The 19,042-nt window shown below is 61.0% G+C and carries 14 protein-coding genes; 2 read left to right on the forward strand and 12 right to left on the reverse strand.

The annotated features are described in order from the left end of the window. Positions 1–21: 21 nt before the first annotated feature. The 12 genes from QMK51_RS17420 to leuC all read right to left on the reverse strand — a co-directional run bounded on the left by QMK51_RS17420 (position 22) and on the right by leuC (position 14,542). Positions 22–687: an SPOR domain-containing protein gene (locus tag QMK51_RS17420; RefSeq protein ID WP_320391046.1), complete on the reverse strand. Its 666-nt coding sequence runs from the start codon at positions 685–687 to the stop codon at positions 22–24. Next, positions 671–1,978 (reverse strand): bifunctional tetrahydrofolate synthase/dihydrofolate synthase, encoded by a 1,308-nt coding sequence (gene folC, locus QMK51_RS17425; RefSeq protein WP_320391047.1) that lies wholly within the window; start codon positions 1,976–1,978, stop codon positions 671–673. Before folC ends, QMK51_RS17420 begins: the two co-directional genes overlap by 17 nt. Further along, complete coding sequence (gene accD / locus QMK51_RS17430; RefSeq protein ID WP_258696376.1) at positions 1,975–2,895, reverse strand: acetyl-CoA carboxylase, carboxyltransferase subunit beta; 921 nt, start codon at positions 2,893–2,895, stop codon at positions 1,975–1,977. Before accD ends, folC begins: the two co-directional genes overlap by 4 nt. Before the next feature lie 309 nt (positions 2,896–3,204). Further along, on the reverse strand, positions 3,205–3,828 hold the full coding sequence (locus QMK51_RS17435; RefSeq protein ID WP_320391048.1) for a phosphoribosylanthranilate isomerase: 624 nt from the start codon (positions 3,826–3,828) through the stop codon (positions 3,205–3,207). Positions 3,829–3,891: 63 nt separating this feature from the next. After that, complete coding sequence (gene truA, locus QMK51_RS17440; protein WP_258700747.1) at positions 3,892–4,716, reverse strand: tRNA pseudouridine(38-40) synthase TruA; 825 nt, start codon at positions 4,714–4,716, stop codon at positions 3,892–3,894. 339 nt (positions 4,717–5,055) lie between these two features. Further along, positions 5,056–7,722 carry a FimV/HubP family polar landmark protein gene (locus QMK51_RS17445; RefSeq protein WP_320391049.1) on the reverse strand — a complete coding sequence of 889 codons (2,667 nt, stop codon included), beginning with the start codon at positions 7,720–7,722 and terminating at the stop codon, positions 5,056–5,058. A gap of 207 nt (positions 7,723–7,929) precedes the next feature. After that, the gene (locus tag QMK51_RS17450; RefSeq protein ID WP_258696379.1) at positions 7,930–8,940 is read right to left on the reverse strand and encodes an aspartate-semialdehyde dehydrogenase; all 1,011 of its coding nucleotides are present in this window, start codon (positions 8,938–8,940) and stop codon (positions 7,930–7,932) included. Positions 8,941–9,188: 248 nt separating this feature from the next. Then, a complete protein-coding gene (asd, locus tag QMK51_RS17455; protein ID WP_320391050.1) occupies positions 9,189–10,301 on the reverse strand; it encodes an aspartate-semialdehyde dehydrogenase in 1,113 nt (370 codons plus the stop codon). Between the two features lie 67 nt (positions 10,302–10,368). Further along, complete coding sequence (gene leuB / locus QMK51_RS17460; protein WP_007935187.1) at positions 10,369–11,451, reverse strand: 3-isopropylmalate dehydrogenase; 1,083 nt, start codon at positions 11,449–11,451, stop codon at positions 10,369–10,371. A 93-nt stretch (positions 11,452–11,544) separates the two neighbouring features. Beyond that, on the reverse strand, positions 11,545–12,312 hold the full coding sequence (locus tag QMK51_RS17465; RefSeq protein ID WP_258696380.1) for a class I SAM-dependent methyltransferase: 768 nt from the start codon (positions 12,310–12,312) through the stop codon (positions 11,545–11,547). Between the two features lie 155 nt (positions 12,313–12,467). Then, positions 12,468–13,112, reverse strand: a complete 645-nt coding sequence (gene leuD, locus QMK51_RS17470) for a 3-isopropylmalate dehydratase small subunit (protein ID WP_258696381.1) — start codon at positions 13,110–13,112, stop codon at positions 12,468–12,470. A gap of 11 nt (positions 13,113–13,123) precedes the next feature. Continuing rightward, complete coding sequence (gene leuC, locus QMK51_RS17475) at positions 13,124–14,542, reverse strand: 3-isopropylmalate dehydratase large subunit (protein WP_258696382.1); 1,419 nt, start codon at positions 14,540–14,542, stop codon at positions 13,124–13,126. Between the two features lie 146 nt (positions 14,543–14,688). Between leuC and QMK51_RS17480 the strand changes: the two genes are divergently transcribed. Both QMK51_RS17480 and QMK51_RS17485 read left to right on the forward strand, forming a co-directional pair. Then, positions 14,689–15,579, forward strand: a complete 891-nt coding sequence (locus QMK51_RS17480) for a LysR family transcriptional regulator (protein WP_258696383.1) — start codon at positions 14,689–14,691, stop codon at positions 15,577–15,579. Between the two features lie 82 nt (positions 15,580–15,661). Beyond that, complete coding sequence (locus tag QMK51_RS17485; RefSeq protein WP_320391051.1) at positions 15,662–18,940, forward strand: PAS domain S-box protein; 3,279 nt, start codon at positions 15,662–15,664, stop codon at positions 18,938–18,940. Positions 18,941–19,042 lie beyond the last annotated feature (102 nt).

Consider the following 19,042-nt stretch of genomic DNA (forward strand, 5'->3'; position numbering starts at 1 on the left):
TTTCAAATCGGGGCGATTGTTCTAACCGCGCTCAGGCTGAAAACGCACCACAAAACCCTTGAGGTTCTGCTGACGACTCAACAAGTCACGCAGACGATCGGCTTCCGCGCGCTCGATCAGCGGCCCGACGAACACCCGATTCTTGCCATCGGCGGAGCGGATATAGGCGTTATAGCCTTGGCTGCGCAGGGTTTTCTGCAGGCTTTCAGCGCTTTCACGGCTCGACAGGCTGGCCAGTTGCACCGACCAGCTGACCGACAGACCATTGGCATCGACGCGGCTTGGGGCGGTAGTGACCGGCTTGGCCGGTGCGGCAGCGATTGGCTGGGCAGGTGTCGGCACGGGCTTGACGACTGGTGCCGCAGGCGGCGCGACCGGCTTGGCAGTCGGCGGCGCTGGCGCCACGGGAGCACTTTGCGCGATCGGTGTCGACGGCGCTTGCTGCTCGGCAATTTCGTCGTCGCTTGGCACAGGTTCCTGCGGCAATACCTGCGGTTCAGGCACCACCACCGGCTCAATCTGCACTTTCGGCATCGCGGGCGCGTGCGGCGCAGCAGGCGCGTCGACCGCCACCTGACGCTGCTCATCCTGACGGGAAAACAGCATCGGCAGGAAAATCACCGCCAGCGCCACCAGCACCAGGGCGCCGACCATGCGCTGCTTGTACGCCTTATCCAGCAAAGCCATTTGCCGCTTCCTCCGTGGAGTGCCGGGCCAGCCATTCAAGGGCCTCGGCGACACAATAAAATGATCCGAACAACAGAATTTCGTCGTCGCTCGTCGCCTGCGCGCACTGCCCTTCCAGGGCGGCGGCCACGCTGCCATAAGACGTTACCGAGGCGCCGAGGTTCTGTAATGCCGCATGCAACTGCGCAACCGGTCGTGCCCGTGGCGAATCCAGCGGTGCGACGGCCCAATGCTGGACACTAGCATTCAATTCACCGACAACACCATCCAGGTCCTTGTCCGCCAACAGCCCGAACACCGCCAGACGCTTGCCGGCCGGTGGTCGGCTGGCCAGACGACGAGCCAGATATTCTGCCGCATGGGGGTTGTGCCCCACATCCAGCAACAGATTCAGACGCTTGCCCTGCCAGTCGAACTGACGACGATCGAGACGACCGACCACCCGCGTCGCTTTCAGGGCTTCAATAATCTGCGCATCCACCCAAGGCAAACCGAGCAACAGGTAAGCCTGCAAGGCCAATGCGGCGTTTTCCATCGGCAGATCAAGCAATGGCAGATCGTGCAACTCAACCGCGCGTCCTTGGGCATCAACACCGCGCCATTGCCAGTTGTGATCGGTGATCCCCAGGTCGAAATCGCGCCCACGCAGGAAAAACGGGCAATTGAGCTCGCGCGCTTTATCCAGCAAAGGTTGTGGAGGATTCAGATCGCCGCAGAGCGCAGGCGCACCCTGGCGGAAGATTCCGGCCTTTTCGAAGGCCACGGATTCGCGGGTATCGCCCAGGTAATCCGCATGGTCGACACCAATGCTGGTCACCAGCGCGATATCGGCGTCCACCACGTTGACCGTATCCAGACGCCCACCCAGGCCGACTTCCAGCACCACCGCATCCAGACCGGCCTGTTGAAACAGCCAGAACGCCGCCAGGGTGCCCATCTCGAAGTAAGTCAGGGACGTCTCGCCACGGCCCGCTTCGACCGCTGCAAAGGCTTCGCACAGCTGAGCGTCAGTGGCTTCGACACCATTGACTTGCACCCGCTCGTTGTAACGCAGCAGGTGCGGGGAATTGTAGACACCCACGTTCAGGCCCTGCGCCCGCAGCAACGAAGCCACGAAAGCGCAGGTAGATCCCTTGCCGTTGGTGCCGGTGACCGTGATCACCCGAGGCGCCGGCTTGCCCAGTCCCATGCGGGACGCTACCTGTTGCGAACGCTCCAGCCCCATGTCGATGGCCGAAGGATGCAACTGTTCAAGGTAGGCGAGCCACTCGCCAAGGGTGCGCTCGGTCATATGTTCGCAGGTACCGGTGGAACCACGATCGGCTCGATCGGCGCAGCGACGAACTTCGGTGTCGGCTTGCCCATCAGTTGCGCCAGCAGATTACCCAGGCGCGGACGCAGTTCCTGGCGGTGAATGATCATGTCGATTGCGCCGTGCTCCAGCAGGAACTCGCTGCGCTGGAAGCCTTCCGGCAGTTTTTCGCGAACTGTCTGCTCGATCACGCGCGGACCGGCGAAACCGATCAGGGCTTTCGGCTCACCGACGATCACGTCGCCGAGCATCGCCAGGCTGGCGGAAACACCGCCGTAGACTGGGTCGGTCAGTACCGAGATGAACGGAATGCCTTCTTCACGCAGACGCGCCAGCACCGCGGAGGTCTTGGCCATTTGCATCAGGGAGATCAGCGCTTCCTGCATCCGCGCGCCGCCGGAAGCGGAGAAGCAGATCATCGGGCAACGGTTTTCCAGGGCGTAGTTGGCAGCGCGCACGAAGCGCTCACCGACGATGGCGCCCATCGAACCACCCATGAAGGAGAATTCGAAGGCCGACACCACCACCGGCATGCCCAGCAAAGTACCGCTCATGGAGATCAGTGCGTCTTTTTCGCCGGTCTGCTTTTGCGCAGCGGTCAGGCGATCCTTGTACTTCTTGCCGTCGCGGAACTTCAGACGGTCAACCGGCTCCAGGTCCGCACCCAGTTCGGCACGACCGTCAGCGTCGAGGAAGATGTCGATACGGGCGCGAGCGCCGATACGCATGTGGTGGTTGCACTTGGGGCAAACATCCAGGGTCTTTTCCAGCTCCGGACGATACAGCACCGCCTCGCAAGACGGGCATTTGTGCCACAGACCTTCAGGCACCGAGCTCTTCTTGACCTCGGAACGCATGATCGAAGGGATCAGTTTGTCTACTAACCAGTTGCTCATGCTTTCTTTCTCCAGTACCGGTGGCCCGAACGCTCTGGTTCGCAGCCCCGCGTATGCCCTTGACCTAAATTCATGTGTGTGTGGCGATGATCGATGGCTTGCCGGGTCAGCGAAACGTGACCTGCGTACAACCCAAAACATCCTCAGCCCTGCCTGCTTTGTGCAGGTGCACCTGTTTTATACAGAGCAGTGGACGGCGGCAGTCTGCCAGCCGTCACATCAACGTAGGAGCTGTCGAGTGAAACGAGGCTGCGATCTTTTGATCCTGAAGATCGCAGCCTCGTTTCACTCGACAGCTCCTGCAAGTTCCTACACAGCTCCTGCAACAGCTTTGATGAATGCCTGAATCTTTGCGTGATCCTTGATGCCCTTGCTCGCCTCTACCCCACCGCTGACGTCTACCGCGTAAGGCCGAACCCGGACAATTGCCTCAGCGACATTGTCCGGCGTCAAACCGCCCGCCAGAATGATCGGCTTGCTCAAGCCTTGCGGTATCAGTGACCAGTCAAAGGCCTCACCGGTTCCGCCCGGCACGCCTTCGACATAAGTGTCGAGCAAGATCCCGCTGGCACTGGCGTAGGCATCGCAACCTGCTGCGATGTCATCACCGGCCTTGACCCGCAACGCCTTGATGTACGGTCGGCGCCAGCCTTCGCACTCCGCGGCGGTTTCGTCACCATGGAATTGCAACAGGTCCAGCGGCACGGCATCGAGGATTTCCCCCAACTCACAGTGGCTGGCGTTGACGAACAATCCCACGGTGGTCACGAACGGCGGCAGTGCCTTGATGATCGAGCGCGCCTGCTTAAATGTCACGGCCCGCGGGCTTTGGGCGTAGAACACGAATCCGATGGCATCGGCCCCGGCCTCGACCGCCGCCAACGCATCCTCTATGCGGGTAATCCCACAAATTTTGCTGCGAACGGCCGACATATCGATAGAACCTCAGGGCAAATCCGGGAAAGTCCCGGATGGTATCAAAAGCGCTCGAGGGCGTCAGCCGTCAAGTTCAGAGAAGCCGGTGAGGAAGTGCGGGCCGAGGTAGCGCTCGGGCAATTCGAACTCGTCGTGGTACTCGACTTGCACCAGATACAGACCAAACGGATGGGCGGTCACCCCGCCAGAACGCCGAACGCGACTCTCCAGCACCTCTTTCATCCACGCCACGGGACGCTCGCCAGCACCGATGGTCATCAGCACCCCGGCGATGTTGCGCACCATGTGATGCAGGAACGCACTGGCGCGGATATCCAGCACGATCATTTTGCCATGGCGTGTAACGCGCAGATGATGCAGCTCTTTGATCGGCGACTTGGCCTGGCATTGACCGGCGCGGAAGGCGCTGAAGTCATGGGTGCCGACCAGATACTGCGCCGCTTCGGACATGCGCTCGACGTCCAGCGGGCGGTGGTTCCAGGTGATTTCTTCGTTCAGGTGCGCCGGACGGATCTGATCGTTGTAGATCACGTAGCGATACCGCCGGGCGATGGCCTTGAACCGAGCATGGAAATGCGCCGGCATGACCTTGGCCCAGCTAACGCTGATGTCGTGAGGCAAGTTGATGTTGGCGCCCATGACCCAGGCCTTCATCGAGCGCTCGACCTGAGTGTCGAAATGCACCACCTGCCCGCAGGCATGTACCCCGGCATCGGTGCGCCCGGCGCAATGCAGCGACACAGGTGAGTCGGCGACTTTGGACAAGGCCTTTTCGAGGGTTTCCTGCACCGTGTCCACACCAGAAGCCTGACGTTGCCAGCCGCGATAACGCGAACCTTTGTATTCAACGCCCAACGCGATCCGGAAAAAGCCGTCGGCCGCCATTTCGGCGGCCGGATTATCTATATTTGCCAAGGGGTGACAGCCTGCTGGTCTACGCAAAGGCAGGCATTATAAGGCCGCCGGACCGGGATGCCAGAGGCGTGTGTTTTCTGTGCCCTGCCCGACCGGCTCAACTGCCGATGTTGATGCTGGATGAGATGGCCCCTTCGCGAGCAAGCCCGCTCCCACAGGGGATTGGTACCAGCCGCAAATAATGCCCCCCCAATCATTGTGGGAGCGGGCTTGCTCGCGAAGGCGATCGAACAGCCACTATCGCATTACCGTCAAAACAAAAACGGCAGCCTCGATGGGCTGCCGTTCTGTTTACGCCTTACCGATGACTCACGCCAGACGAGACAGCATTTCCTTGGCTTCGCTCTTCTGACCGGCATCACCTTCGGTCACCACCTCATTGAGGATGTCCCGGGCGCCGTCGTTGTCACCCATGTCGATGTAGGCCTGAGCCAGGTCGAGCTTGGTGGCGACTTCGTCGGTGCCGGAGAGGAAATCGAAGTCCGGCTCATCAGCCACGGAGGCCAAAGCGTCTTCAGCAGTGAAGCTCGGCTCACCAAGGCTCTGGGACAGACGATCCAGCTCAGCGTTGACATCGTTGAGTTCGTTTTCGAAGGCATCCGGCTGATCCGCAACGGCGTCCATTTCATCGGCCAGCGACAGGTCGAAGTCCGCCGGCAACTCCAGGTCGTCGAGCGGCGCCTCAGTCACGGTCGGCGCTTCAGTGATGGTCGGCACTTCGGCGGCCGGCAAGTCCTTGAGACCATCATCCAGACTCAGCAGGAAATCGTCTTCGGCCAGGGTCGCCGGCGAGGCATCGCCTCCCAGGTCCATGTCCAGATCGAAGTCCGACAGATCATCGAGGTTTTCCTTGATTTCGGTCTGCTGCTGCAATACCGACTCAAAGCTCAGGTCGTCGTCCAGCGGGAAATCGTCCAGCTCAGCCTGGAGTTCTGGTTCTGGTTCTGGTTCCGGCTCTGGCGCAAGCTCCGGCGCAACGACAGGCGCGACTGGAGCAGCCGGCTCCAGATCGTCCAGACTCAGATCAAAGGCGCTGTCGAAGTCGTCATCGGCCAATGCCGGCTCCGGGGCTTGCGGCTCGTCCAGAAGCAGGTCCTTGACGTACTGCGCGTCCAGTTCGGCAGCGATCGCCGCAGCGGCCAGGCCACCCGCAACTGCGACAGCCATCGCCGGGAAGCGGCTTTTCAGCTGCTCGACCCGGGCGAAGTTGTCGCCGTTGGCTACCAGTTGACGCTCCTGAGCAACGAACGCATCGCGATCGCCCTGCTGACCATAAACCTCCATCAGTTTCAGGCGCAGGTCACTGCGCTGTGGTTCTTGCTTGATACCGTCTTCCAGCAAAGCGGCGGCCTGATTCAGGCGACCGCCCGCGATGTGCGTCTGTGCCTGGGCCAGCACATCGTCAGAGCGTTCGGCGGCAGGCGATACCAGCGGCGCAGCGATCGGCGGCGTCACCACAACCGGGGCAATCACCGGGGTTGGTGCTAGTGCAGGCGTTGGCGCAGTCGCGAGTTTCACGCTCGGCGGCGGAACCTCAAGACCTTCGAAGCTGCTTTCCGGCAGGTCTTGGTCGACGGAGAACTCTTGCTCCTCCGCCAAGGCACGAGCCATGCGCAGATGCTTCTCGGCCTCTTGCTGAGCCTTGCGGCGACGGGCCAGCAACAGCAGCAACAGCAGCAGAACCACCGCCCCACCGCCCACCAGACCCAGCAGGATCGGATTGGTCAGCAGTTCGTTGAATTTCTGATCGTCGGAGGTCGCAGGGGGCGTCTCGACGGCTGGCGCCGGAACGGCTTGCGGTGCGACAGCCTCGGGGGCAGGCGCTACCGGAGCCACGTCCGCAGGCGTTGCCGCAGGATTAGCCGCCAATTCAGCCGACATCACTGGAGCAGTCGCCGCAGCCGGCGCACCTGCGGCGCCTTCTGCCTGCAGCTTGGCCAACTGGTTATTCTTCAGCTCGATCAGGCGTTGCAGCTTGTCCAGCTGACTTTGCAGATCGGTCATCCGGCTTTTCAGTTCGGCGTTGTCACGACGGGTCGTGTCGAGGCTTTCCTGGGTCACAGCCAGCTTGCTGCTCAAAGCTTTCGCATCACCGGCGCCCCCCTTGCCACGACCCTTGCCGGTGTCGGCAGAGACCAGGCTCAGCTTGTCTGCGGCGGCTTGCGACGAAGCGCCTTCACCGCGAGCGCGCTTGGTGGCATCGAGTTGCTGCTGCCCGGCCCCGGGTTTCGCCACGTAGCGACGACCCTGGCGCCACGCAGTGTTCTGCGCGGCGACCTCAGCGATGGCCTTGGGTTGCGGCAGGCTGGTGCTCTGCACCTGATCAGGCAGACGCAGCACGTGACCGGTTTTCAGTCGGTTGATGTTGCCATCGATGAACGCATCCGGGTTCAGCGCCTGAATGGCCAGCATGGTCTGCTGGACAGAGCCGCCATTACGCGCCTTCGCCGCGATTTCCCAAAGGGTATCGCGCGGCGTGGTGGTGTATTGAGACGACTTGGTCGCACCGGTGACCGGCGCGGTCACCGCTTGGGCTGGCGCCGGTTGCGCGGCGGCATCGGCGGTCTGCGGCGAGAACTTGGACGGATCGAGCAGCACGCTGTAATCGCGCAACAAACGACCATTAGGCCACATCACCTGAACCAGGAATTTCACCATGGGCTCGGACAGCGGTTTGCTGGACGTGATGCGCAGGATGCTTTTGCCGCTGGCGTTAAGCACCGGGGTAAAGGTCAAGTCGTTGAGAAACGCCTGGCGGTCGACACCGGCCTTGGCGAAGTCTTCGGGCGAGGCCAGGCTCGGCACCACTTCGGCAGCCGTGAGATCCTTGACATCAAGCAGCTCGATTTCCGCCACCAAAGGCTGGTTCAGCGTCGACTTCAGGGTCAATTCCCCGAGCCCGAGGGCATGCGCCGTACCGGAGGACAGCGCCGAGGCGGCCGCTATTGCTAACACCAGTTTGCGAACTTGAACCATAGCCTCATCCTTTGTTTGAACATTCCTCGGCCAGCGAGAAGGTGTTGATTGCCGCTGCCGTAAGGCGTTGCGCGCGGCGACGAAGGGTCGTTGCGCGCGATCATTTCATTCATGCGACGAAAGCCCTGCGGGGTGGCTCGCCTGAAGCGTTCCAGCCAAATATGGTGCCTGGCTGGAATCATTCGAAAAATTGTTGCCAAGTATCTTTTACAGCAGGTCTTTTATCAACAATTCAGCCACCTGCACAGCATTGAGCGCGGCGCCTTTGCGTACGTTATCTGACGTCAGCCACATATTAAGTTCCGCCGGATCGTCGATACCACTGCGAACCCGACCAACGTAAACCACGTCCTGCCCTACCGCATCGCCTACCGGGGTCGGGTAATCACCCGCCTCGACCAGCTCGATACCAGGCGCCGCTTCCAGTGCCGCGTTGACTTTCGCCAGGTCGACAGCACTTGATGACTGCAAGGTCACGCTATAGCTATCGCCAAAAAACACCGGGGCTTGAATGCAAGTGACGGAAATCTTTAATAAAGGCAGAGCCATGACCTGACGCAGCTCCCGTACCAGGCGCTTTTCCAGCAGCGTGTGCCCCTGAGCATCGGGCGCACCGACTTGCGCCAGCAGGTTGAAAGCCATCTGGCGATCGAAGAAAGCCGGCTCCAGAGGACGCACGTTGAGCAGTTCGGCGGTTTGCCGGGCCAGCTCGGTGACGGCTTCGCGGCCTTGGGCAGATACCGCCAGACAGGCCGTCAGGCTGATGCGTTGCAGGTCGAACAAGCCGAGTAACGGCGCCAGCACCACCGCCAGTGTCGCGGCCGCAGGGCTTGGGCTGCTGACCTGGAAGGGCTTTTTCAGGCCAGCCAGAATTGCAGCGTTGGCCTCAGGCACGACTTGCGGCGCCTGATCGGCCGGCAACGCGCCAGACAGGTCGATCAGCGCGCAACCGGCAGCCGTGGCGCGCGGGGCGAAACTGAGTGTCACCGCCGGACCGGCGGCGAAGAACACCAACTGCACTTTGCTGAAATCGAATTCATCGACTTCCCGCACCCGCACGTTCTTGCCGCGAAACGGCACCGAATGCCCGGCCGATTCACTGCTCGCCAGCAGGTGCAGGTTGCCGACCGGAAAGTCGCGCTCTTCGAGAATCTGGACGAGTGTTTCGCCGACAGTACCGGTGGCGCCGATCACGGCAATATCGAAGGACTGGCTCATGGTTCAACCTCTGGCGAAACGGGGGGAGCGGCACTTTACCGGGTGGTTGGCAGCGAGGCAATTCACACCCCATCCTGATCGCTCCCACGCTCTGCGTGGGAATGCCGCCATGGACGCTCTGCGTCCGCCGTTGAGGCAGTGACGCGGAGCGTCACGAGATGCATTCCCACGCAGAGCGTGGGAACGATCGGTGGGCAAAAAAAAACCGCCCCTCTTTCAAGGCGCGGTTTTTTCATTACTTCAATCGATCAACGCTCAAGCAGGATCCGCAACATGCGACGCAGCGGTTCGGCCGCGCCCCACAGCAGTTGGTCGCCGACGGTGAACGCGCCGACGAACTGCGAACCCATGTTCAGCTTGCGCAGACGACCGACCGGCACGTTCAGGGTGCCGGTGACTTTCGTCGGGCTCAGCTCCTGCATGCTGATCTCACGGTTGTTCGGCACCAGCTTGACCCACGGGTTGTGCTGGCTGATCAGCCCTTCGATGTCGGCGATCGGCACGTCTTTGTTCAGCTTGATGGTCAGCGCCTGGCTGTGGCAACGCATGGCGCCGATGCGCACGCAGATGCCGTCCACCGGGATCGGGCTCTTGAAGCGACCGAGGATCTTGTTGGTCTCGGCCTGAGCCTTCCACTCTTCGCGGCTCTGACCGTTCGGCAGTTCCTTGTCGATCCACGGGATCAGGCTGCCGGCCAGCGGTACGCCGAAGTTTTCGGTCGGGTACGCGTCGCTGCGCATGGCTTCGGCGACACGACGGTCGATGTCGAGAATGGCGCTCGCCGGGTCGGCCAGTTGATCGGCGACAGCGGCGTGGATCACACCCATTTGCTTGATCAGTTCACGCATGTGCTGCGCGCCGCCACCGGAGGCCGCCTGATAGGTCATGGCACTCATCCACTCGACCAGACCGGCTTCGAACAGGCCACCCAGGCCCATCAGCATCAGGCTGACGGTGCAGTTGCCGCCGATGTAGTTCTTGGTGCCCGCGTCGAGCTGCTGGTCGATGACCTTGCGGTTCACCGGGTCCAGCACGATCACCGCGTCATCCTGCATGCGCAGGCTGGAAGCGGCGTCGATCCAGTAACCCTGCCAACCGGCTTCGCGCAATTTCGGGAACACTTCGCTGGTGTAGTCGCCACCCTGGCAGGTCAGAATCACGTCGAGGGTTTTCAGCTCTTCAATGCTGTAAGCGTCCTTGAGCGGAGCAATGTCCTTGCCCACGGACGGGCCTTGGCCACCGACATTGGAAGTGGTGAAAAACACCGGCTCGATAAGATCGAAATCCTGCTCTTCCAGCATCCGCTGCATGAGCACGGAACCGACCATACCGCGCCAACCGATCAGACCTACACGTTTCATCGCAACTACACCTTCTTAAAAGTGGGCCGCTGCTTTCAAGGTTGAAAATTGCAGCGGGCCAAAGAGATTACAGATTCCGCAGCGCGGCGACTACTGCGTCGCCCATTTCCTGCGTACCGACCTTGGTGCAACCGGCCGACCAGATGTCACCGGTGCGCAGGCCCTGATCCAATACCAGGCTCACGGCCTTCTCGATGGCATCGGCCGCATCCTGCAGATTGAAGCTGTAACGCAGCATCATCGACACCGACAGAATGGTCGCCAACGGGTTGGCAATGCCCTTGCCAGCGATGTCCGGCGCCGAACCATGGCACGGCTCGTACATGCCTTTGTTGTTGGCATCCAGCGACGCCGACGGCAGCATGCCGATGGAACCGGTGAGCATCGACGCTTCGTCGGAAAGAATGTCGCCGAACAGGTTGTCGGTGACGATCACGTCGAACTGCTTCGGTGCACGCACCAGTTGCATGGCGGCGTTGTCGACGTACATGTGGCTCAGTTCGACGTCCGGGTAGTCCTTGGCCACTTGCTCGACGATTTCACGCCACAGTTGGCTGGACGCCAGCACGTTGGCCTTGTCCACCGAGCACAGCTTCTTGCCGCGCACGCGGGCCATGTCGAAACCGACACGGGCGATACGGCGGATTTCGGTTTCGCTGTACGGCAGGGTGTCGTAGGCCTGACGCTCGCCATTTTCCAGTTCGCGCACGCCACGTGGCGCGCCGAAGTAGATGCCGCCGGTCAGTTCACGGACGATCAGGATGTCCAGACCGGCCACGATTTCTGCCTTCAGGCTGGAAGCCTCGGCCAGTTGCGGGTACAGGATCGCCGGACGCAGGTTGCCGAACAGGCCCAGTTGCGCACGGATTTTCAGCAGACCGCGCTCAGGGCGGATATCACGCTCGATGGTGTCCCATTTCGGACCACCCACGGCGCCCAGCAATACCGCATCGGCGGCACGGGCACGGGCCAGGGTTTCGTCGGCCAGCGGCACGCCGTGCTTGTCGATGGCGGCGCCACCGATCACGTCATGGCTCAGTTCGAAGCCCAGGCTGTACTTGTCGTTCGCCAGCTCCAGCACCTTGACCGCTTCGGCCATGATTTCCGGGCCAATACCGTCGCCCGGGAGAATCAGAATCTGCTTGCTCATGCTTTCCTCATGTCATCAGTCGGCGCGCCCGCGGGCGCGTCCGGAAAAATTCTATCGCTCGGTAGCTCTCATCTAGAGCTTATCGTTCAGAGCCTATCGTTCAGCCATCAGCACCAGCACATCGGTACTGAACGAACCATCGGCCTCAATCTCAAAATATTCGCGCACTTCGTTGCCCATCGATTGCTGCAACTCGCGGATCGCCGCGCGCATCACTTGCGGCGTGCGCATGCGCTCGACCCACGACGTGTACTCCAGACGCAGCCGTTGGCGCGTGGTGCTGCGGGTATGCAACCCGGCTTCGCTGACCTGGCGCAACCACTCACCGGCAGAATAATCGCGCACGTGGCTGGTGTCGCGCAGCACTTCGACGCTTTGCAGGTAAGTGTCGAACAACGGGCTGCCCGGTGACAACACATCGATGAACGCCGCCACCCCGCCCGGCTTCAGTACCCGACGAACTTCGCGCAGGGCCAGCCCAAGGTCGCTCCAATGGTGCGCCGAATAACGGCTGAAGACGAAATCGAACTCGCCATCGGCGAACGGCAGGCGCTCGGCGGCACCCAGTACCGTGGACACGTTGCTCAAGCCACGATCGACGGCAGCAGCGGCCACCACGTCGAGCATCTGCTGAGACAAATCGTAAGCCACCACTTCCTTGGCCAGCGAGGCCACGTGAAAACTCACGTGGCCGGCGCCGCAACCGAGGTCGAGCACCCGGGCATCGCCCTGCCCCGCCAGCTCAGCCTGTAGCAGCGCAAATTCAGTGCCTTGAGCGTGTACGGCGCTGCTCAGATAGGCCGAGGCCTGTTCACCGAATTGCTTTTGTACTACCTGACTGTGCTGGGCGGTGCTGGTCATGGGGACTTCCTTTTTGGGGTTTGGCCTTGTGTTGTCTGTGCGGGCCTCTTCGCGGGCAAGCCTCGCTCCTACAGGGATTTGCGGTGTTCACAAAACCTGTGGGAGCGGGCTTGCCCGCGATGAGGCCGGTCCTATCCTTACAATTCCCGGATCAATCACGCGTCGCGAAACAACCACGGCTGGCTCGCGCGGTGTTTGGCTTCAAACGCGGCAATCGCCTCGCCGTCCTGCAAGGTCAGGCCGATATCGTCCAGACCATTGAGCAGGCAGTGTTTGCGGAAGGCATCGATCTCAAAATTCAACACCTTGCCATCCGGACGGGTCACTGTCTGAGCTTGCAGATCAACCTGCAACTGATAGCCCGGAGTCGCTTCAACCTGTTGGAACAGCTCATCGACTTCAGCGTCGCTCAGGATGATCGGCAGCAAGCCGTTCTTGAAGCTGTTGTTGAAGAAGATGTCGGCGTAGCTCGGCGCGATGATGCTGCGGAAACCGTACTCTTCCAGTGCCCACGGCGCGTGTTCGCGGCTGGAGCCGCAACCGAAGTTTTCACGGGCCAGCAATACGCTCGCACCTTGATAACGCTCGGCGTTGAGGACGAAGTCCTTGTTCAACGGGCGCTTGGAGTTGTCCTGATACGGCTGCCCGACATCCAGGTAACGCCACTCATCGAACAGGTTCGGACCGAAACCGGTGCGCTTGATCGACTTCAAGAACTGCTTCGGAATGATCTGATCGGTGTCGACGTTGGCACGATCCAAAGGCGCGACAAGACCAGTGTGCTGGGTAAAAGCTTTCATGCTGCGCTCCTTTAGATCAATTCACGGACGTCGACGAAACGACCGTTCACCGCTGCGGCGGCCGCCATGGCCGGGCTGACGAGGTGCGTACGGCCACCAGCGCCCTGACGGCCTTCGAAGTTACGGTTGGAGGTCGAGGCACAATGCTCGCCCGACTCCAAACGGTCCGGGTTCATCGCCAGGCACATCGAGCAGCCTGGCTCACGCCATTCAAAACCGGCTTCGAGGAAAATCTTGTCCAGGCCTTCTGATTCGGCCTGAGCCTTCACCAGCCCCGAACCCGGCACCACGATGGCCTGTTTGATGGTCGAAGCCACTTTGCGGCCCTTGGCGATCACGGCGGCGGCGCGCAGGTCTTCGATCCGCGAGTTGGTGCAGGAACCGATGAATACGCGGTCCAGCTGAATGTCGGTGATCGCCTGATTGGCGGTCAAACCCATGTATTTCAAGGCGCGCTCAATGGAGCCACGCTTGACCAGGTCCATTTCCTTAGCAGGATCAGGAACGTTCTGATCCACCGCCAGGACCATCTCAGGCGAGGTGCCCCAGCTGACTTGCGGCTTGATTTGAGTGGCATCGAGTTCGACGATGGTGTCGAACTTCGCATCGGCATCGGACACCAGGTCTTTCCAGGCTTCGACGGCCAAGTCCCATTCCGCGCCTTTCGGGGCGAATGGACGGCCTTTCACATAAGCCACGGTTTTTTCATCGGCAGCCACCAGCCCTACGCGAGCGCCGGCCTCGATGGACATGTTGCAGATGGTCATGCGGCCTTCGACCGACAGATCGCGAATCGCGCTACCGGCGAACTCGATGGCGTGGCCATTACCACCAGCGGTGCCGATCTTGCCGATCACCGCGAGGACGATGTCCTTGGCCGTCACGCCGAACGGCAATTTGCCCTCGACCGACACCAGCATGTTCTTCATTTTCTTGGCGACCAGGCACTGAGTGGCGAGCACGTGCTCGACCTCGGAAGTACCAATACCGTGAGCCAGGGCGCCGAACGCGCCGTGGGTCGAGGTGTGGGAGTCGCCGCAGACCACGGTCATGCCCGGCAAGGTCGCGCCCTGCTCCGGGCCGATCACGTGAACGATGCCTTGGCGCACGTCATTCATTTTGAATTCGACGATGCCGTATTCATCACAGTTATCGTCGAGGGTCTGAACCTGCAAACGCGAGACCTGGTCGACAATCGCTTCGATGCCGCCCTTGCGCTCCGGGGTGGTCGGAACGTTGTGGTCCGGGGTCGCGATGTTGGCATCGATGCGCCACGGCTTGCGCCCGGCCAGACGCAGGCCTTCGAAGGCTTGCGGCGAGGTCACTTCGTGGATGATGTGACGATCGATATAGATCAGCGCCGAGCCATCGTCGCGCTGCTTGACCAAATGCGAATCCCAGAGCTTGTCGTAGAGCGTTTTGCCGGCCATCAGACGGTTCCTCATCAGCTTGTTTCTATGCCCCGGGTTTGAACAATTCAATAACCCTTTGGCTTGTGAGGTCGATCCTAGGGGGTTACATTAAATAACTCAAATTCATATTTTTTATGCTTTGGATAACCAACTGGAATACGAACATGGATCTGGCCAACCTCAACGCTTTTATCGCGATCGCCGAGACTGGAAGCTTCTCCGGCGCCGGCGAACGGCTGCATCTGACGCAACCGGCCATCAGCAAGCGCATCGCCGGGCTGGAGCAGCAATTGAAGGTGCGACTGTTCGATCGACTGGGCCGGGAAGTCAGCCTGACCGAAGCCGGTCGTGCCCTGCTGCCACGGGCCTATCAGATCCTCAATGTGCTGGATGACACCCGCCGCGCCCTGACCAACCTGACCGGCGAAGTCACCGGTCGTCTGACACTGGCCACCAGTCATCACATTGGGCTGCACCGTTTGCCACCCTTATTACGGGAGTTCACTCGACGTTACCCGCAGGTGGCGCTGGATATTCAGTTCCTCGATTCAGAGGTGGCTTACGAAGAAATCCTCCACGGCCGGGCCGAACTGGCGGTGATTACCCTTGCACCTGAGCCTCACGCACTGGTCAAGGCCACACCCGTGTGGGATGACCCGCTGGATTTCGTGGTCGCCCCGGAGCATTCGCTGATCAGTAACGGCGCGGTCAGCCTGGCGGATATTGCCCTGCACCCCGCGGTTTTCCCCGGCGGCAACACCTTCACCCACCACATCGTGCAGCGCCTGTTCGAAGCCCAGGGCCTGACGCCGAACATCGCCATGAGCACGAATTATCTGGAAACCATAAAAATGATGGTCTCGATCGGGCTGGCCTGGAGCGTTTTGCCGCGCACCATGCTGGACGATCAAGTGGCGCGCATACCTTTGCCGGGCATACAGCTCACTCGCCAGCTAGGCTATATCCTGCACACCGAACGGACGCTGTCGAACGCGGCGCGGGCCTTTATGGCCCTGCTGGATGCACAAATCGATCAGCCAGGGACTCGCGGCTAAGCTGTGCTACTTCTTTTGTGCTACGCCTATAGAGCCTAAAAACCTGTGCCTAACGCCCAATTCAGCCCAAGGCCTGTTATCCATGCCCAAATCTGTTGAACGTACGCCGCCGATGCCGCGAATTCAGGCACTTGATCCAAAACGGTCCGAGCAGAGCTGGGAAAGCGCCCCGCAGTTGCTGGCGGCCCTCAACGGTGCTCGGCTCGGCGCCTGGTATTGGGACATCGAGCGCGGGCAAATCAGTTGGTCCCGGGGCACTCAGGCGCTGTTCGGCTTCGATCCCCGCCAGCCGTTGCCCGAAGACCTGGAATACCTCGACCTGCTGCCCCAGGAAGATCGGGCGAAAGCCATTCGCGCCTTCCACGCGGTAATCGCCGGCGCGCCGCTGGAACAGGCGATGCACCACCGCATCCGCTGGCCCGACGGCAGCCTGCACTGGCTGGAAATCAACGGCAGCCTGTTGCCGGACAAAAACGGCCGGCCGCGAATGATCGGGGTCATTCGTGAAATCACCCATCAGCGCCAGCGCGAACAGGCGCTGAGCAGCTCGGAAAAACGCTTCGCCACGCTGTTTCACTTGTGCCCGAACATGGTGCTGCTGACCCGCCAGGAGGACGGTCTGATCACTGAAGCCAACCAGTATTTCGAAAGCCTGTTCGGCTGGCCGGTGCAAGACGCCATCGGCCGAACCACGCTCGAGCTGGGCCTTTGGGTCAACCCGGAACAACGCACGCAGTTGGTCAAGGCCACCAAGGCCAAAGGTGAGCTGATCAACATGGAGGTGCAGTTTCGCGCCAGCAATGGGCAGGTTCACGACGGCATCCTCAGCGCGCAAAAGGTCGAACTCGAAGGCCAGCCCTATCTGCTGAGCACGTTCCTCGACACCACCGAACGCAAAATCGCCGAGCACGCCCTCAAAGACAGCCAGGAACGCCTCGACCTGGCCCTTGACTCGGCGCAACTCGGCACCTGGGACTGGCACATTCCCAGCGGCATGCTTTACGGTTCGGCGCGGGCCGCTCAACTGCATGGGCTGGAGCCCAAACCCTTCCATGAGTCCTTCGAGGCGTTTTTCGAAGGCGTGCCCGGCGATGAACGCGACACCATGCGCGACGCCTACCGCAGTTTGCGTGAAGGCCCGGCCGGCAATTATCAACTGACGTACCGCGTGCAATTGCAGGACGGCAGCTCGCGCTATCTGGAAAGCCGCGCCAGACTCTACCGCGACGAACAGGGCAACCCACTGCGCATGGCCGGCACACTGCTGGACATCACTGATCAGGTGGAACGCGAACAGCAACTGGTGGCCTCGGAAGAAAAATTCGCCACCTTGTTCCAGGTCAGCCCGGACCCGATCTGTGTCACGCGCCAGGACACCGGCCATTTCATCGAGATCAACTCCAGTTTCACTCAGACCTTCGGCTGGAGCGCCGCCGACGTGATTGGCCGCAGCGCCGACGAAATCGGCCTGTGGGACGCTTCGGCGAAAAGCCTGCAAAGGATCGAGCGGGTCATCCGCGAACAGGGCCTGAACAATGTGGCGATCATCGTTCAACACAAGGACGGGCAGTCCCTGACCTGCGTGATTTCCAGCCGCCAGATCAGCGTCGGCGACCAACCCTGCATCGTCACCACCCTGCGCGACATCACCCAGCAGCAACGCTCCGAAGCGGCGCTCAAGGCCAGCGAGGAGAAGTTCGCCAAGGCGTTCCACTCGAGCCCCGACGCCATCACCATTACCGAACGCGACACCGGGCGCTATCTGGAGGTCAACGATGGTTTCTGTCGCCTGACCGGCTACCGCGCCGACGAAGTGATCGGCCGCACGGTGTATCAGGTCGGCATCTGGGCCGAAGAGAAACAACGCTCGGCGCTGCTGGCGGAGCTAAAGATCAAGGGGCGGGTTCACCATCAGGAAATGCTCGGGCGCAATAAACGGGGCGAGTTGCTGACCGTCGAAGTGTCGGTGGAGCCCATTACCCTCAACGAAACCGCCTGCCTGCTGCTGACCGCCCGGGACGTCAGCCTGCTGAAAAACGCCGAAGCACAGATCCGTCACTTGGCCTACCACGACCCGTTGACCAACCTGCCCAACCGCGCCCTGCTGATGGATCGCCTGAGCCAGCAAATCGCCCTGCTCAAGCGCCACAGCCTGCGCGGCGCCCTGATGTTCCTCGATCTCGACCATTTCAAGCACATCAACGACTCCCTCGGCCACCCGGTGGGCGATACCGTGCTGAAGATCATCACCGCGCGCCTTGAAGCCAGCGTGCGCATGGAAGACACCGTCGCACGCCTGGGCGGCGATGAGTTCGTGGTGCTGCTCAGCGGCCTGGAAGGCTCGCGCAGCGACGTCAGCCTTCAAGTGCGGGAAGTGGCGGACACCTTGCGCGAACTGCTGTCCGAGCCGATGTTCCTCGACGGACAGCGCCTGCAAGTGACGCCGAGCATCGGCATTGCGCTGATCCCCGACCACGGCTCGACCCCGACCGACCTGCTCAAACGCGCCGACATCGCTCTCTATCGCGCCAAGGACTCGGGCCGCAACACCACGCAGATGTATCACAACACCATGCAGAAGGCCGCCAGCGAACGCCTGCGCATGGAAACCGACCTGCGCCTGGCCCTTTCCCGGGGTGAATTCAGCGTGCAATACCAACCTCAGGTGGACGCCCGCGACAACCGCATTACCGGTGCCGAAGCCCTGGTACGCTGGCAGCATCCAGAATTTGGCGCGCAATCGCCCACCGAGTTCATCAAGGTCCTGGAAGACAGCGGGCTGATTCTGGAAGTCGGTACGTGGATCCTCGACGAAGCCTGCGCGGCCTTCAAACACCTGATCGCCAAGGGCCTGATCGACCCGCTCGATTTCAGCCTGTGCGTGAACATCAGCCCACGGCAATTTCGCCAGAACGATTTCGTCGAACGTATCGAATACAGCCTCAGCAGCCACGGCCTGCCCTGTTCGTTGCTGAAACTGGAAATCACCGAAGGCATCGTCATCCAGAACCTGGACGACACCATCAACAAAATGCGTCGCCTGAAAAAACTCGGCGTGAGCTTTGCCATGGACGATTTCGGTACCGGTTATTCCTCACTGACCTACCTCAAGCGCCTGCCGGTAGACACCCTGAAAATCGACCAGTCGTTCATCCGCGACGCCACCACCGACCCCAACGACGCCGAAATCATTCGCGCCATCGTCGCCATGGCTCGCAGCCTGGCGCTGAACGTGATCGCCGAAGGGGTGGAAACCGCAGAGCAACTGGAGTTTTTGCAGGGGCTGGACTGCCATTTGTATCAGGGGTATTTGCACAGCCGACCGTTGCCGGTGGAGGAGTTTCAGAAGCTGCTTAAATAGTCGGTGTCACTGATGCACTGAGGGGGAGACGTTCCGTAACAGGCACTCCAATTGCCAGTTTTTCTCTCAACCTGTAGGGTCGCGTTTTTTTGCACTGCCTCA

This window comes from Pseudomonas sp. P9_31, from assembly GCF_034008235.1.
In the GTDB taxonomy this organism is placed as follows: Bacteria; Pseudomonadota; Gammaproteobacteria; order Pseudomonadales; family Pseudomonadaceae; genus Aquipseudomonas.

Bases quoted from the DNA above. Each gene is read 5' to 3' on its own strand.
- QMK51_RS17450 (WP_258696379.1), bottom strand. From the start codon at position 8,940: ATGAGCCAGTCCTTCGATATTGCCGTGATCGGCGCCACCGGTACTGTC.
- QMK51_RS17485 (WP_320391051.1), top strand. From the start codon at position 15,662: ATGCCCAAATCTGTTGAACGTACGCCGCCGATGCCGCGAATTCAGGCA.
- QMK51_RS17420 (WP_320391046.1), bottom strand. From the start codon at position 687: ATGGCTTTGCTGGATAAGGCGTACAAGCAGCGCATGGTCGGCGCCCTG.
- accD (WP_258696376.1), bottom strand. From the start codon at position 2,895: ATGAGCAACTGGTTAGTAGACAAACTGATCCCTTCGATCATGCGTTCC.
- QMK51_RS17480 (WP_258696383.1), top strand. From the start codon at position 14,689: ATGGATCTGGCCAACCTCAACGCTTTTATCGCGATCGCCGAGACTGGA.
- truA (WP_258700747.1), bottom strand. From the start codon at position 4,716: ATGGCGGCCGACGGCTTTTTCCGGATCGCGTTGGGCGTTGAATACAAA.
- asd (WP_320391050.1), bottom strand. From the start codon at position 10,301: ATGAAACGTGTAGGTCTGATCGGTTGGCGCGGTATGGTCGGTTCCGTG.
- folC (WP_320391047.1), bottom strand. From the start codon at position 1,978: ATGACCGAGCGCACCCTTGGCGAGTGGCTCGCCTACCTTGAACAGTTG.
- leuD (WP_258696381.1), bottom strand. From the start codon at position 13,112: ATGAAAGCTTTTACCCAGCACACTGGTCTTGTCGCGCCTTTGGATCGT.
- QMK51_RS17435 (WP_320391048.1), bottom strand. From the start codon at position 3,828: ATGTCGGCCGTTCGCAGCAAAATTTGTGGGATTACCCGCATAGAGGAT.
- QMK51_RS17465 (WP_258696380.1), bottom strand. From the start codon at position 12,312: ATGACCAGCACCGCCCAGCACAGTCAGGTAGTACAAAAGCAATTCGGT.
- leuB (WP_007935187.1), bottom strand. From the start codon at position 11,451: ATGAGCAAGCAGATTCTGATTCTCCCGGGCGACGGTATTGGCCCGGAA.
- QMK51_RS17445 (WP_320391049.1), bottom strand. From the start codon at position 7,722: ATGGTTCAAGTTCGCAAACTGGTGTTAGCAATAGCGGCCGCCTCGGCG.
- leuC (WP_258696382.1), bottom strand. From the start codon at position 14,542: ATGGCCGGCAAAACGCTCTACGACAAGCTCTGGGATTCGCATTTGGTC.